14 protein-coding genes and 1 pseudogene are annotated in these 14213 nt (G+C 48.4%); 10 read left to right on the forward strand and 5 right to left on the reverse strand.

Annotated elements, in window-relative coordinates:
- Nucleotides 1-120: 120 nt before the first annotated feature.
- The 6 genes from ACKTT1_RS02520 to ACKTT1_RS02545 all read left to right on the forward strand — a co-directional run bounded on the left by ACKTT1_RS02520 (nucleotide 121) and on the right by ACKTT1_RS02545 (nucleotide 3408).
- Nucleotides 121-987 carry a DNA-methyltransferase gene (locus ACKTT1_RS02520; RefSeq protein ID WP_412710075.1) on the forward strand — a complete coding sequence of 289 codons (867 nt, stop codon included), beginning with the start codon at nucleotides 121-123 and terminating at the stop codon, nucleotides 985-987.
- Nucleotides 984-2033 (forward strand): hypothetical protein, encoded by a 1050-nt coding sequence (locus ACKTT1_RS02525; RefSeq protein WP_412710076.1) that lies wholly within the window; start codon nucleotides 984-986, stop codon nucleotides 2031-2033. The genes ACKTT1_RS02520 and ACKTT1_RS02525 overlap by 4 nt, the downstream gene beginning before the upstream one ends.
- Nucleotides 2023-2418: a hypothetical protein gene (locus tag ACKTT1_RS02530; RefSeq protein WP_412710077.1), complete on the forward strand. Its 396-nt coding sequence runs from the start codon at nucleotides 2023-2025 to the stop codon at nucleotides 2416-2418. The genes ACKTT1_RS02525 and ACKTT1_RS02530 overlap by 11 nt, the downstream gene beginning before the upstream one ends.
- Before the next feature lie 138 nt (nucleotides 2419-2556).
- Nucleotides 2557-2796, forward strand: a complete 240-nt coding sequence (locus tag ACKTT1_RS02535; RefSeq protein ID WP_412710078.1) for a hypothetical protein — start codon at nucleotides 2557-2559, stop codon at nucleotides 2794-2796.
- Nucleotides 2797-2809: 13 nt separating this feature from the next.
- Nucleotides 2810-2965 carry a hypothetical protein gene (locus ACKTT1_RS02540; protein ID WP_412710079.1) on the forward strand — a complete coding sequence of 52 codons (156 nt, stop codon included), beginning with the start codon at nucleotides 2810-2812 and terminating at the stop codon, nucleotides 2963-2965.
- Nucleotides 2962-3408, forward strand: coding sequence for a helix-turn-helix domain-containing protein (locus ACKTT1_RS02545; protein ID WP_412710080.1), 447 nt, complete (start codon nucleotides 2962-2964; stop codon nucleotides 3406-3408). Before ACKTT1_RS02540 ends, ACKTT1_RS02545 begins: the two co-directional genes overlap by 4 nt.
- 388 nt (nucleotides 3409-3796) lie before the next feature.
- Here ACKTT1_RS02545 and ACKTT1_RS02550 read toward each other — a convergent pair whose 3' ends face one another.
- From ACKTT1_RS02550 to ACKTT1_RS02570, 5 genes and pseudogenes are all read right to left on the reverse strand, one after another.
- Nucleotides 3797-4120 carry an ArsR/SmtB family transcription factor gene (locus ACKTT1_RS02550; protein WP_412710081.1) on the reverse strand — a complete coding sequence of 108 codons (324 nt, stop codon included), beginning with the start codon at nucleotides 4118-4120 and terminating at the stop codon, nucleotides 3797-3799.
- Between the two features lie 111 nt (nucleotides 4121-4231).
- Nucleotides 4232-5845 (reverse strand): GAF domain-containing protein, encoded by a 1614-nt coding sequence (locus ACKTT1_RS02555; protein ID WP_412710538.1) that lies wholly within the window; start codon nucleotides 5843-5845, stop codon nucleotides 4232-4234.
- Nucleotides 5846-5866: 21 nt separating this feature from the next.
- Nucleotides 5867-6217 (reverse strand): annotated as a pseudogene (locus ACKTT1_RS02560) (PAS domain S-box protein); the annotation flags it as partial.
- A 460-nt stretch (nucleotides 6218-6677) separates the two neighbouring features.
- Complete coding sequence (locus ACKTT1_RS02565) at nucleotides 6678-7025, reverse strand: nucleotidyltransferase domain-containing protein (RefSeq protein WP_412710082.1); 348 nt, start codon at nucleotides 7023-7025, stop codon at nucleotides 6678-6680.
- Nucleotides 6979-7365, reverse strand: a complete 387-nt coding sequence (locus ACKTT1_RS02570; RefSeq protein WP_412710083.1) for a HEPN domain-containing protein — start codon at nucleotides 7363-7365, stop codon at nucleotides 6979-6981. Before ACKTT1_RS02570 ends, ACKTT1_RS02565 begins: the two co-directional genes overlap by 47 nt.
- 427 nt (nucleotides 7366-7792) lie before the next feature.
- Here ACKTT1_RS02570 and ACKTT1_RS02575 point away from each other — a divergent pair, with 427 nt between their 5' ends.
- The 4 genes from ACKTT1_RS02575 (at nucleotide 7793) to ACKTT1_RS02590 (ending at nucleotide 14119) form a co-directional block, all read left to right on the forward strand.
- Complete coding sequence (locus ACKTT1_RS02575) at nucleotides 7793-8269, forward strand: chemotaxis protein CheW (protein ID WP_412710084.1); 477 nt, start codon at nucleotides 7793-7795, stop codon at nucleotides 8267-8269.
- A gap of 402 nt (nucleotides 8270-8671) precedes the next feature.
- Nucleotides 8672-10564 (forward strand): methyl-accepting chemotaxis protein, encoded by a 1893-nt coding sequence (locus ACKTT1_RS02580; protein ID WP_412710085.1) that lies wholly within the window; start codon nucleotides 8672-8674, stop codon nucleotides 10562-10564.
- A 418-nt stretch (nucleotides 10565-10982) separates the two neighbouring features.
- Nucleotides 10983-12008: a LacI family DNA-binding transcriptional regulator gene (locus tag ACKTT1_RS02585; protein ID WP_412710086.1), complete on the forward strand. Its 1026-nt coding sequence runs from the start codon at nucleotides 10983-10985 to the stop codon at nucleotides 12006-12008.
- Nucleotides 12009-12106: 98 nt separating this feature from the next.
- Nucleotides 12107-14119 carry a TIM-barrel domain-containing protein gene (locus ACKTT1_RS02590; RefSeq protein ID WP_412710087.1) on the forward strand — a complete coding sequence of 671 codons (2013 nt, stop codon included), beginning with the start codon at nucleotides 12107-12109 and terminating at the stop codon, nucleotides 14117-14119.
- The last annotated feature ends 94 nt before the right edge of the window (nucleotides 14120-14213 follow it).

Raw genomic sequence — 14213 nt, forward strand, 5'->3', positions numbered from 1 at the left:
CTCCCACCGTCGCCCACCTTAAAAAGCAGACACTCCTATTTTGTTTTTTTTGTTGCTTAAGTCGTTTATTTGTGTATAGTTTAATATGGGTAGGTCGACAATTTACAAAGGAGATTAACGATGGAAACTGTAAAGATTGACGAAAAGCTTAAAAGCACGAAAGAAGGAGCGAAAGAAAGCAGAATTTATTTCAGCACCAAAAACATTGCTATTTACAATGACGATTTTCTTACGACAAATTGCATAGAAGAAAGCTCTATCGATCTAATAGTGACTTCGCCACCTTACAACGTAGATATTCATTACAACTCTTTTGATGATAAAATCCCCTATGAGAAGTACTTGGAATTTACCGAGCTCTGGTTAAAAAAGGCTTATAAACTCTTAAGGGAAGACGGGAGATTGTGTTTAAACATTCCTTTAGACAAAAATAAAGGAGGACAACAAAGCGTATACGCAGACATAGTTGCGATAGCTAAAAGCTTGGGCTGGAAATACCACTCAACAGTAGTGTGGAACGAAGGAAATATTTCCCGGAGAACAGCATGGGGTTCATGGCTTTCTGCCTCTGCTCCTTATGTAATAGCACCTGTAGAGATGATAGTTATCATGTATAAAAAAAGGTGGAAAAAAATTAACAAGGAAAAAGAATCAGATATCACTAAAGAAGAATTCATAGAGTGGACCAATGGGCTATGGACCTTTTCTGGAGAAAGTAAAAAACGTGTTAAGCATCCCGCCCCTTTTCCTGTAGAACTTCCTAAACGATGTATAAAATTATTCACTTTCATAGGAGATGTTGTTTTAGATCCCTTTTTAGGAAGTGGAAGCACTCTTATTGCTTGCGCTTTACTGAACAGAAAAGGGATTGGGGTCGAAGTTGATAGAAGTTATTGCGAGGTAGCCAAGAGAAGACTTATCCAGGAAGGCAATATTTATCAAAGTGTGCTCTTTGAAAATTCTAAGAAAGTTTTAAAACAACCATGACTCAAAGAGAAAACAAAATGAGGGGAGCTTTTGTTTGCACTCTTTCAGAAGAAGATTGGAAAACAACGAGAGAGTTAGGAATTTACGGAAATAGATTCTACAAGGAAGGTACCTCTCACAAACTAAGGGATATACAGCAATTGTCAATAATAAGAGATCTGGTTTCTATGCGAGAAGATGATGTCGTGTTTTTTCATATAAGGGGGAAACAAACGATTCACGGAATATATAAAGTAAGAAAAATTGCTTATTTTGACGATAAAAACAGAATCTGGAACAACCCCATAGAAGCATTCCCTTATAGGTTTTTGTTTGAGCCCCACCCGGATCATGAATACCTTGCTAAATATGACGCGAACATAGAAGTGAGGTCTCTTTACGAACTTATAGATCGGGGTGAAATAAAATCCCTTGTCACCTTGGAAAACGAGCAAAACATAGAAGCGAGGGGAGTAAGAAAGATTTTAGTTGAGGATGCAAAGATTTTGATATCTCTATTATATAGGGATTTTAAATATAGAAGGGCAAAACAAGAATTGCCTTTTGTTCCCTATAATCCCCCGAACAATGTATTTCCTCTAAGAAACTGCATTTACAAGGTCGGTCAGATTGAGAATGCAATAAAAGCCGTATTAATGCACGAGTTAGCTTACAATCCACACTTGGTTAGGAGAATGCTTTTGGAGTTGGATGCTAATCCCGAGGAGATAGACTTTGTAAATGAGTTTTTTATCGCACAAACTACACGAAAGTCAATAGATATATATATTCGTTATCGAAACAGTCATGTTTTGGTCGAAGTAAAAACCGACAAGGTTGACGAAAGCGCTTTAGAACAGGCTCTTTACTATAGGGATCTTTTGTCGCAACGCTCCTGGGTTGACGCAGAGAAAGACGAAATAAAGGTTGTCCTTGTAGGAAAAAGATTTACTGATACCCTGCAAGATTCCGTAAAAAAGTTAACTAAAGTCAACAACGGAGTCCGGTTGGTTCGCTACAAACCACTACATAGTGGCACATGGGGGGAATTTGAAAGTGTGTATTAAAGAGACGATCAAAGATCCAGACCTGTTTTCGACATTGAGGAAAAATCCATATGCTCACGATATATTTAAAAAAGAATTGGACTTTCATTTAGAAGTTTTTGAGGAAAATGAGGCAAAGAAATATCTTATATTCAAGAGAAAAATAAACGGGAATATTGGATATGTTGTTGTTATAGAAAGAGACTTTCTCTCAGCGGAAGAAATGAAAATGATATACAAACAATATAAGAACACGGTGGTCGAGCTTTCAAATAATAACTTTAGAGAAGTTGAGTTAGTTGTGGTTTGCAAGCGGGTTAATAGAGAAGTGCTTGAATTTATAAAAGAATATAACCGTAGATATCCTCACCGTCCCCCAATACGCCTGATTCTAAACACTTATTAAACTCTGAGGTTCTTTTTTCTAACACGTCCTTTATTTATTTTCTCCAAATTTGGATTATAAGCTATGGTTGTTGAGCCTCAATAAAACATTGACACTATAGTATCATATATGATACCATATCCAGGACGAGGCAAAAACATGCCAGAAACACTGTGGCACGGATTTAGGGTGTATTACTACGACGAAGAAGATGGGCGAAACCACTTCAAAGAATTTGTCGAGAAAAACCCAGAGGTTGTGAACTCTTTGGCGCGCTTCATGGCGTTTATGGAAGATGTAGAATCGGGTAGGGGAATGGTAAGAGAACAGATGCGAAGAGGCGAATTGAAAAAAACTGAGGTCCTCAAAATCCATTTGGGAATACCGGGTGAAAGATAATGCCACAAGGAGGTTGCTAAGGATCTACCTTGGAGTGCTTGAAGAGGCGAAAACCATTGTCGTTTTACATGTTCATTTTAAAGGCAACCAAAAAGCTCAAAGGCGCGAAATCAGAGTGGCTGAGGAGAGACTGAGACGCTTTGAAGCCCGGAGGTGGCAAAAGCGGTGAAACATAGAGAGATGTTTGAATATTTGTTGGGTGTTAGTTCTGAGTTCAAAAAAGAATATGAAAAAGCACGTCTTAAGCTGGATTTTGGAAGAGAGGTTGTAGAGCTCAGGAAAGAGAAAGGCATTTCGCAGGAAGAACTTGCAAACCGTGTCGGCACCAGAAGGACCAACATTTCAAGAATAGAGCGCGGTGACCAGAATCTAACCATTGCAACCATGCATAAACTTGCCAGCGCTCTGGGAGGGAAGCTATTCATCACCATCCGCGGCCGCTACGCTGCACTGGTGCCCCGTGAGTATCGGGAGTTCGTCGATAAACTTGCCCGGGAAGAGAGCAAAGATCCAGAAACCGTGGTCAAAGACCTGCTTGTTGAGGCAATCGAGCAGAGAATGCGCAAGCAGATAAATGCTCCGCTGAGGACCTGGTTTCCTTCGGCTCTTTGAGGAGGCTGCGTTTGAGCACAAGGCCGGCTTTAGCACCCAAAAGGTCGCTTGAGTTAAGTTTTACCTCTACGATTTCCACCAGGTTCACCGGACGCAGTATTTCTAATGGAAGGTTGAGGTCACTTTCTTCTTTGGCATGGTTGAGGGCGCAGGAGCTGAAAATACCAACTACCTGCACTTTGTCGAGCCCGTTCAGGGTTTTCTGGTAGTATTGGGCAAAGCTTGTGATTTCATGCAAGGTTTTGCCATGCTTTCACTCTGCTCAAAGCTAAGTTTCCTTGAAAAGAGGCCTTTGGGGAGGGAAACTTCACCCTTTACTCCTAATTTCCAGGTGGTTCATCCAGAGGGTGCTGGCAGAAAGCTTTGCTGGGAGTGTACCCGCGGCAGGTTATTGTTTTTTCGAAAAAACGGCCTGGCGGCTTTCCAGGTCTTTTTTCAGAATTTCCCGAACTTCTGCCAGCAGTTTAGACACTTCGGGCGTTTTAAGCCAGCACTTGACGTTTAACCCCTGTTTCTCGCTTTCTATGATCCCGGCGTTTTTAAGGATGTTCAGATGCTTGGAGACCGAGGGCTGCTCAATCTGGCTTTGCGCGACTATTTCGCATACGCACATCTTTCCGTGTCGCTCAAGAAGTTCAACGATTTTTATTCTTTTGGGATGGGCCAGGGCCTTGAAAATGCCGGCGTACATGTCACGGACTTCGGGAACCATTCTTTCACCTCCTTTTACCAGAGAGGCAATTAAGATGTGCTTAAGGAAGCGGAAAGACTGTGTGTCGCCATAAAACCGGTGCTGTGTTTGCGGCACCTTGTAGAGAGAAGCTTATTCCAGGGTTTCTTCCTCGGCGATGACCTCGAAAAAAAGCTCCACGGCTTGCGGGTCGAAGTGCTTTCCACTTTGGGCGCGGATGTGGGCAAGGGCATCTTCCTGGCTCCAGGCTTTGCGGTAGGGACGCTCTGAGGTTAGAGCGTCCCACACATCAGCGACGGCAAAGAACCGGGCCGGAAGCGGGATTTCCTTCCCCCGCAGGCCCCGGGGATAGCCGCTTCCATCGAAGCGCTCATGATGGCAGTAGGGAATGTCCACCGCTTTTTGCAGGTAATCAATTTTGGAAAGCATCTCGAATGCATATACCGGATGCTTTTTCATTATTTTCCACTCTGAAGGAGTGAGCGGCCCGGGTTTTAAGAGAATGGCATCAGGAATGCCAATTTTTCCTATATCGTGCAAGAAGGCCCCCCAGCGCACAAAAAGCGGCTCTTTGCCTTGCAGACCATAAAGCTCGGCCATGCGGACGGTCAGCCAGGTCACCCTATGGCTGTGCTTTGCGGTTTCATCCTCTTTAAGAGAGAGGGCCATTGCCCAGCCTTCAATGGTTTCATCGTAGGCTTTAAGGAGCTGGTCGTGCTGGGTGCGCACTTCCTCAATTAAGCGGGCATTTTCAAGCGCTATGGCTGTCTGGTTGGCCAGCGTTTCCAGAAAGTCCAGCCAGTCTCGGTTGCTATCGCGTGGATTGCGAAAGAATACTTCAAGTACCCCCAAAACACTTCCTTTGCTTACAAGGGGCACACCCCAGTAGGAGGTAAACCCTTCTTTTTTGAAAAGCTGATACCGGCTGGTTGCTTTTTCATCGAGCTTTGCAAGGTCTGGAATGTGGATGGTTTTCCTTTCTCTGATTACTCTACTTGCTGTTTGGTCTTCAAGGGGTATTCTGGCATCTTTTACCTTGGTGCTGAACCCCCAGGTACCTACCACTTTCAGCTCCCGCGTGTGGGGTTCAAGGACTGCCAGAGAAGCGGCACCGGCTTCGGCGTGAGCAACGACTTCATCAAAAATTACCCGTGAAACTATCCTGAAGTCCAGGCTTCCTGCAATAGCAAGATCAATGCTGTGCAGCACTGAAAGGCGTTTGATCCTTTGATCGAGTTCCTTAAAAAGGCGTGCTTTTTCAAGAGCTGTTGCCACTATGTGGGCAAAATCCTGAATAAGGCTTACTTTTTCCTCAGTGAAAAAGTTTTCTTTACTGCTATAAAGGTTGAGAGCGCCAAGAACCCTGCCGCGACTGAGCAGCGGGAAAGCGGCAGAGCTTTTGACCCCTGCCTGTAAAGCCTTTTCTTTCCATGGAGAGAAAGAGGGATCGATTTCTATTTTTGCACTTATTTGGGGTTCACCGGTTTTTATGGCCCTTCCGGTGGGTCCTTGAGCTAAAGAAGAGTCGTCCCAGCGCACGGTGATTTCTGCAGGATAAGTTATGCTCTCCGGGTACCAGGCAACTGCCGAGACGCTCCCATCAATTTCCGCCCACCCTAACCAGGCGAAAAGCAAGCCAAACCTTTCCACACTTTTTTTCACCACTGCCTGGGCCATCGCTTCAAAGTCATCAGGGAGTTTGGCGAGCCATCGCGCTGTTTTTCCCAAAATCACCAGGGATTCCATTTTTTGAGCTAACCTCCTTTCCAGGTGTTTACGCTTGCTAATATCTCGGATAGTGGCTATCGCCCAGAAACCCTCTTTTCTGGGGATGGGGGAGGCGATGAGCTCGATGGGGAACTGGTGTCCATCACGGTGCTTGGCAGTGAGCTCTATCGGCTTCCCTATCATCTTTCCCTGGCCGGTTTTCTGGAAGTGTGCAAATCCCTTCTCAAAATCTTTCTTAAGATCTTCGGGGACAAAGAGGTGGTGCAGGTTTTTACCCAGCATTTCCTGAACTGAATAATCAAACATTTTCTCTGCCGAGGGGCTGAAGTAGCGCACTTCGCTCTGATGGTCGAGGACTACGATGGCATCCTGAAGGTTTTCGGTGATGAGCTTTAGGAGTTTTTTTCCTGAATGAGGTTTTCTTTCGCAGCACTCGTCTTTTGTTTACCGATAATCTTCCCTTTGTTACAGAGTGCGTGGAAAAGCAGGGCAGAAGACCTCAAAGGGGAAGCAAAGAATTTCACACCTTCCTTTGAGGTGAGGAGAAAAAACCTCTCCAATGCAGGGAGCCGGCGTTTTCCTTTTGAATCCACGGCTTGTTGCTTCTCTGCACTCCAGCTCATGTAAACCACTTTCTGCTAAAAACCCTGGGAAACTCCATACTTACAGAGGATTTTAGCAAAAGGTTTTTTCGTTTTTGCAAGGCTGGGTTTCCAAAATTTGTCAAATATTCTAAGTACCCTGCCGAAGGGGCTTACTATGATGCAGGAAGCGCCAAGAGGTCTTCCACAAGGGGAAAATTTGAGTGCTTTTACTTTTCAAGATTTTTTATTCAGGGATGTCAGCTCTCTCAAATGACCCATATCACTTCTTCCTGGAGGACCCGGGCAAAGCGCCCTTCGAGCTTTTGGAGCTCCTCTTCAGTGTAGACCAGGATATCCGCGGGAACGGGCAGTCCTGTGGTGTCAAAATCAAGGGACCGTCTGAGGAAAGATTTGTCGGAAGCGCGTACCACGACCACGATGTCCAGGTCGCTCCCCACATCCCAACTGCTACGGGTATACGAGCCGAAATAGCCTCGGCGCAGGATGTCGGGATGGCGCGCTTTTTGCTCCCGCGCCCATTCCCGGAGGGCTTTTTCCACTTGGTCTTTATCCGGCCATCTGAGAACGGACGGGCTCAATAATCGAACGGGCATGTTCCAGAGCCTCCCTGGTCTGCAGGGAACCAAAATGCTCAAAGGGAACTCCTTCGGGAAAGCCATTGGGATACCGGGGAGGGATGTAATAACCGTCGAGCACTTTGCCCCGCTCGATGAGCTCTTCGGGGACGGAAATAGGTAACTCCCGGAGCAATTTCGCGACCACATATCCCCAGGCTTCTTGACCCCAAAAAAGGTGCAAGGCTTTCACCGCTTTTTCTGCAGTCTGGTGCGCTGTAAAGCGGGCCCACCCATCGTCTCCGTGCTCTACGGAGCGCTGGGCGCGCTTCGAGCCTTTTTCGGCTTGCCTGAGCCAGTCCTGGTGGCGATTGCCCATGGTATGCATCCTTTAGAGGATTTTCTGTGATAGCACGCTGTTTGCTGCCGTTTCCAGTCCAGGTTTTGTGCATCGAAAAAAATGATGACCGGCTCTAAAGTTTGGGAAGAAGTTGCCGATATTATTTGGTGACAGCGCTTTACGTGTCAGACAGGGTAATCGGGTGCGGCTGTAGCTGGAAGTGCGAAAGAAAGGTTAATGCTGCACTCCTCGTTCTCAGAAAAGGGCTTGGCTTGAGCCCTGAGGAGCTTATAGGGCTGGATGGGCCCAAGCGCAAGCCTGCGCAGAGGGAAGTTGCTGGCGCGGATTTTGGGGGCAACTCCTATACCTGGGTAGGCTTCCCTCAGCGAAAGCAGAAGCCCATTCCTTTCGGAGTGGGGAGAGGTCGCGGTGAGTGAATTAAAAACGGAGGAAGGTGGTGAACCCTTTGCAAGCTGAACGAGAAGTCCATACGCAGGAGTTACAGTTGGTTGCCTTCCGCTTGGGCAAAGAGACGTACGCTGTGGACATTCAACAGGTTCAGGAAATTATTCGCATGCAGCAAATAACCGCGGTTCCTGGGGCACCCTTTTTCGTAGAAGGGGTCATCAATCTGCGAGGCCGAATTATTCCGGTGATTGATTTGCGCAAGCGCTTAGGTCTTCCTCAGGGTGAGAAGACGGACGAGGTGCGCATCGTGGTGGTGGAGATTCCTCCCCACAAGGTAGGCATGGTGGTGGATGCCGTGGAAGAGGTGCTCCGCCTCTCGATGGAGGATATCGAACCTCCTTCAACACTGGTTGCCTCAGTCGATGAGCAGTACCTGAAGGGTGTGGGCAAGACCGGGGACCGGCTGGTGGTGCTTCTTGACCTGGAAGCAATACTCAAAAAAGAAAAGGATTCTGAAAAGCAGGGAAAGGAGTGAAGAGATGAAGCAGAGAGTTTCTTGAGTTTTTCTTGGAGTTCCTGGTCAAAAACGGGTTGTTCCCTCAGGGTGAAAAGGTGTGCTTTCCGTGAAGTAACTGCCTTTTCAGCTTGAGAAACAGTACCGTTTCTGTGTAGTTTGCTCAAGGAGGATAGCTCCAGGGGTTGTTCTCAGCATGTTTTTTGCTCTTGAACAACCTTTTTGCCCTCCCGAGGCCCTGAGGCGAACTGCTTCTCTCTTTAGGCTGGACTATCCTCACCAAGTAATCTCAAAGAAGGAAAAAACCAAACCAGAAGACGTTTTAGAGAAGGGGGAAAACCAGAAATGCGAAAGAAAAAAACTGTAGAGGCTGTTCCTGTATATTCTGGCCGATATCTTGGAATCTGAAAGGAGGGAAGCAAAATGGCTAAATCGGGCTTGCGAATTGGAGCACGATTGCTTTTGAGCTTTATTTTGGTGGTGGCCCTTTCTGCGTTGGTAGCCTACTTGGGACTTTCTCTTTCCCAGCACATTATGGCCAACCTTGAAGACATCTTCGAGGTCCGCCTGCCCAGTGTGGATTACATTCTGGAAATTGACCGCGATCTTTACCAGGCGGTGCTTGCTGAGCGCTCCCTGCTCCTTGCCGATGTAAACTCAGAAGCCTTTCAGGAGTTTCTGGATTTTTATGAAGAAAACCTGCAGCAGTCAGAGGAGCGCTGGAATAAGTACAAAGCACTTGCTAAAACCCAGGAAGAGCTGGAGCTGATTGGAAAGTATGAAGAGGCCCGTAAGGCGTGGTTGCCCCTTTCCCGAAAAGTCGTGGAGGCAAGGAAAGCAGCCAGTGAGGATTTGAGTTCCCTTGTGGCACTGAGCTTTGGTGACGCTGCGCAGAAATTTGAAACCATGCGCGATTATCTGGACCAGCTTACTGAAATCAGCTTGGTTCTGGCAGAGAACCAGCACCATGCAGCCCGAGCAAGTTTCAAGCAGAGCTTCTTTACTGTAGTCCTTTTGGTGGCAATTGTTATTGTTGCTGCGCTGGTTCTTGCACTGCTCATCACCCGCGGCATCACCAGGTCTTTGCGACGTATGGTCAATCTGGCTAAGGAGGTTGCTCAGGGGAATCTGAATGCAGATTTTGACCTCCGAACTGGCTCGAAGGATGAATTGGGTGAACTAAGCCGGGCTCTGGAAGATATGGTGGGCAATCTCCGGGCTCTGGTAAACGATGTTTTCACCACCTCCTCCTCTCTGGCTTCATCCAGTGAGGAACTCTCCTCATCGGTTGCGGAGATCTCCAAAGCCACCCAAGAGATTGCCTCAACCATTGCCCAGGTTGCTGAAGGCTCCACCCGCCAGAGTGAAGAACTGCAGAAAGTGAGTGAAGAAGCAGCTCAAATTGGTGAGCGAGCCCAGAGAGTGGCTGAAGCCACCCAGCACAACCTGGAACTCCTTGAGAAGATGCAGGAAAACCTCCAAAAGAACCAGCAAGCCCTGGACCAAATCGAAGAAATGATGCAGAAGACCAAAGAAGAAGGTGCCACCACCAAAGAAGAAGCTCAGAAAGGAAAACTCTCTCTGCAGAAACTCATCGAGAATGTTTCCTCCATTGCCCGGGTGAGTGAAGAAGTAGCAGGAAGCATTCAGGTCCTCAATGAGCGCTCCCAGGAGATTGGAAAGATTGTGGACCTCATCACTGGCATTGCTGAGCAGACCAACCTCCTGGCTCTCAATGCGGCCATTGAAGCTGCACGTGCTGGAGATGCTGGACGGGGCTTTGCCGTGGTGGCTGAGGAAGTGCGCAAACTGGCTGAAGAGTCAGCTCAAGCTGCCGAACAGATTGGCAAACTGATTGCTGAAATCCAGAAAGACACCCACTCTGCTGTGGAGAGCATGCAGAAAGCCCAAAGTGAAGTGGAAGCAGGAAGCAGAGAGAGTGAGCAGGTGGCCCAGAACTTCACCTCCATTCTCGCAGCCATTGAGCGCCTGGAAGCCAACATCGAAAACCTCTCGCAATCTCTTCAGGAGGCCCACCGAGCCCAGGAAGAGACCACTCAGAGTGCTCAGGAAGTGGTCAAGCTCTCCGAAGAGAATGCTTCCCTCACTGCTCAGACCACAGAAGGCGTCCAGCAGATCGCCGAAGAGCTCTCTTCAGTGGCTGCAGTGGCTGAAGAGAATGCGGCTTCCAGTGAAGAGGTCTCTGCTTCCACTGAAGAGCAGAATGCCTCACTGGAAGAAGTTAACTCTTCAGTACAGCAGCTTGCCCAGATGGCCCAGAACCTGCAGAAACTGGTGGAGAAGTTCAAAGTTTGAGAGAAAAAGCGGGAAAAGCGAAAAAGAAAGAGAAAGCGGGATGGACACCCCATCCCGCTTTTTTTATTTTCAGAGTACCCTGGCCTTATCGACACCGCTTCAGGATGTTGAAATAGACCTTGAGGCAAGGAAGCCGTGGAAGCATGGGACCATAGGACCCCAAAATAGACCCTGAGACCATGGGATTCTGAAACAATCCCGGGGCGACAACGACAAAACCGTCGCCGGTTCAGGGCGAAACCGAAAAAGCTAACACCGCTCAATGCAGGCGGTGAAAAATTCCAGAGCTCGGGAAGCTGAACCTCAGGGGTGCCGGCGGCTATTAAAAAATTTCTTAACCCCCCTTGCCACCTCCGTGGTGTTTTTCTATACTTAACTTAATCGGTTTAGTAAACCGGTTAAGGAAGGGGGAAAATAATTGGTAACCATTGCTGAAATTGCCAGGTTAGCCGGGGTTTCCAAGACCACAGTTTCTAACGTGCTCAACGGGAAGGTAGACCAGGTGGGAGAGGAAACCAGAAAGAAAATCCTCAAAATCATTGAAGAATCCGGGTATTTTCCTCATCAAGCAGCTCGAGCATTAAAGTCAAAGCGTACCCGAACCATTGGGCTCCTTTTTCCGCACATGCCTCTGCGTTTGCTGTCCAGCTCTTTCTTTTTCCCGGGCTTTCTGACCGGAGTGGCTGAGGCCTGCGAGGAATTCAGCTATCAGCTCCTGGTTACCACCAGCTTCAAAGATTGTGATACCGACTTTCACTATGAACAGCTTCTGAAGGCTCGAAGTGTTGACGGCTTAATCGTCAGCGATATCTTTCACAATGACCCTCGCTTTGCAGTGCTCAGGAAAGCTTCAATTCCTTTTGTGAGCATCGGCAAACCAGAGGGTGGCGCGGTCGAGGAAATTTACTGGGTAGACCATGACCAGGAAAAGATGGCAGAGAGAGCCGTTGACTACCTTATTAGCTTGGGACATCGGGATATAGCTTTTGTTGGTCTTTCTCTGAAGCGAGTTTACACTGCACAGAGGTTGCGGGGTTACACAAAAGCGCTCAAGAAAGCTGGTATTCCTTTTCGGGAAGAGTTTATCCTTTGCGAGGAGATGTGGCACGAGGAAGCGGAGCGCAAAATCGAGGCCTTTTTGCGGGAACTCCCTTCTTTCACAGCTATTTTTTCAATCGGTGGCAACCTCACCTTTGACTGCTTGCGGGTGCTTGAAGGGCTGGGGCTTTCCGTGCCTCGGGATGTTTCGCTCTTAGGAAACATTGAAATCGAAGGAAACAGGTTCTTAGGGATTAACCTTACCGGAGTGAGGACCTACCCCAGAAAGCTGGGTTACCAGACGGCAAAAACCCTTATTAACCTTATCGAAGGCAAACCAGCCCCAAAGAGCCTGGTATTGGAAGCGGACCTGGTAGAAGGTGAATCCTGCAGGAGGATTGAGTAGTGCAGTTGCGGGGTAGTGTGGCGTTGCTCTGGATTTGAGTGCTGTCGCCGGTCTCACGGCGGGTGCATTTAAAGAATAACTGGAGGTGGTGTACATTGATGCTTTTTCAAAAAGAAGGAAATAAGCTGGTTGCAACTTCGGGAGGGGAGCTCATCTGGATTGAGCCCTATGGCAAAGACTGCCTGCGCTTTCGCTCCTCGGCGCGGGGAAAGATTGAACCCCTTGACTGGACCCTGCTCCCCCCGGAAGAAGTGGAAGTGGAAATCCAGATCACCGAACAGGGTGCACGCATCAAAAACGGGAAAATAACGGCCCGCATCGATTCCCAGGGTAGTGTATGCTACCTGAGGGAAGATGGAAGAGTGCTCCTTGAAGAGCTCTGGATAGACGGGCGAGTCAAAAACGCTGACCTCCTTAAGGCCCGCATCTACAAGGCAAGGAGTTCAGAACTTTTCCGAACCTCGCTTTACTTTAAAGCCCACCCTGAAGAGCATTTCTACGGCATGGGCCAGTATGCCAATGATTGCCTGGATCTCAAAGGCTGTGTTTTGGAACTTGCCCAACGTAACACGCAAATAAGCGTCCCTTTCCTCCTTTCTTCCCGGGGCTACGGCTTCATCTGGAATAATCCTGCCGTAGGGCGGGCAGAGCTTGTCAAAAACCATACCCTCTTTTACGCTGAAGCCACCCGGCAGATTGATTATCTGGTGATTGCCGGGGATACGCCAGAAGAGATCCTGAAAAAGTATGCGGCAATAACTGGAAAACCGCCTCTTATTCCCGACTGGGCTCTGGGCTTCTGGCAGTGCAAGCTCCGTTACCGCACTCAGAACGAAATCCTGGAGATAGCTCGGGAATACAAGCGACGCGGCCTTCCCCTTTCGGTCATCGTGATTGACTTTTTCCACTGGACCAACCAAGGTGACTGGAGGTTCGACCCCCGCTACTGGCCTGACCCGGAGGGAATGGTGCGGGAACTCAACGAAATGGGTATTCAGGTTATGGTTTCCATCTGGCCCACGGTGGACATTCGCAGTGAAAACTACAAGGAAATGGTGCAAAAAGGACTGCTCATGCGCACTGAGCGGGGCGTGCCGGTTCTTTTCACCTTCCGGGGCATCACCAGTATTTTTGATGCCACCAATCCTGAAGCCCGCAAATTCATCTGGGAAAAGGTGAAAGAAAACTACTACCGCTACGGAATCAAAATGTTCTGGCTGGATGAAGCCGAGCCGGAGATGGTGATGCCTGGCTTTGAATACGACAACGTTTTCTCCTATGACTACGACAACGTGCGCTATTTCCTGGGTAACGGCTTAGAGGTGAGCAACATCTACCCATTTTTCTATGCTCTGGCGTTTGAGCAGGGCTTGAAGGAAGCTGGGGAAACAGAAATCGTGAACCTGGCCCGCTGCGCCTGGTTGGGGAGCCAGCGTTTAGGAGCTGTGGTCTGGTCGGGAGACATTCCTTCCACTTTTGAATCCCTGCGCAAGCAGGTCAAAGCCGGGCTCAACATGGCAATATGTGGCATTCCCTGGTGGACCACCGACATCGGAGGTTTCTATGGGGGAGACCCCCAGGATCCCTCTTTCCGGGAATTGATTGTGCGCTGGTTCCAGTTTGGCGTTTTTTGTCCCATCTTCAGGCTGCACGGTTTCCGACTTCCCTATCCTGAAAGGCCCCACGACTGCCCGGCAGAGGAACTCACTGGAGGCCCCAATGAAGTCTGGTCCTTTGGCGAAGAAGCTTATGAGATTATCAAAGAATTGCTCTTTTTGCGGGAGCGCTTGAAGCCCTACATTGCCGAAGGAATGAAGAAAGCCCACGAAGAAGGAATTCCCTTCATGCGGCCGCTCTTTTTTGACTTCCCGCAAGACCGGGAGGCGTATCTTATCGAGGATGAGTATATGTTTGGCCCTGACCTTCTGGTAGCACCGGTCCTTGAAGAGGGGGCGCGCACGAGGCGAGTATACCTTCCGCAAGGAGCCCGCTTCCGTGATGCCGAAAGCGGCACCACCTACCAGGGTGGACAGTGGATTGAGGTTGAGGCTCCGCTTTCCCGCATACCGCTTTTTGTGCGCGATGGTGCCCAACTTCCCATCAAAGGGTAGCTGAAGAGCCGGAAGCAGGTACGCTGGAGTCCCTGTTTCCGGCTTATACTTCTCGAAGCCAAGCGGCCCTGAAACCCGCAAAACCCTGTTTGCA

Origin of the sequence: Atrimonas thermophila (genome assembly GCF_045864955.1) — a bacterium.
Classification (GTDB): Bacteria; Atribacterota; Atribacteria; order Atribacterales; family Thermatribacteraceae; genus Thermatribacter; species Thermatribacter velox.

Coding starts and splice junctions, on each gene's coding strand:
- ACKTT1_RS02520 (WP_412710075.1), top strand. CDS start 121: ATGGAAACTGTAAAGATTGACGAAAAGCTTAAAAGCACGAAAGAAGGA.
- ACKTT1_RS02525 (WP_412710076.1), top strand. CDS start 984: ATGACTCAAAGAGAAAACAAAATGAGGGGAGCTTTTGTTTGCACTCTT.
- ACKTT1_RS02535 (WP_412710078.1), top strand. CDS start 2,557: ATGCCAGAAACACTGTGGCACGGATTTAGGGTGTATTACTACGACGAA.
- ACKTT1_RS02550 (WP_412710081.1), bottom strand. CDS start 4,120: ATGGTTCCCGAAGTCCGTGACATGTACGCCGGCATTTTCAAGGCCCTG.
- ACKTT1_RS02555 (WP_412710538.1), bottom strand. CDS start 5,845: ATGGAATCCCTGGTGATTTTGGGAAAAACAGCGCGATGGCTCGCCAAA.
- ACKTT1_RS02565 (WP_412710082.1), bottom strand. CDS start 7,025: ATGCCCGTTCGATTATTGAGCCCGTCCGTTCTCAGATGGCCGGATAAA.
- ACKTT1_RS02570 (WP_412710083.1), bottom strand. CDS start 7,365: ATGGGCAATCGCCACCAGGACTGGCTCAGGCAAGCCGAAAAAGGCTCG.
- ACKTT1_RS02580 (WP_412710085.1), top strand. CDS start 8,672: ATGGCTAAATCGGGCTTGCGAATTGGAGCACGATTGCTTTTGAGCTTT.
- ACKTT1_RS02590 (WP_412710087.1), top strand. CDS start 12,107: ATGCTTTTTCAAAAAGAAGGAAATAAGCTGGTTGCAACTTCGGGAGGG.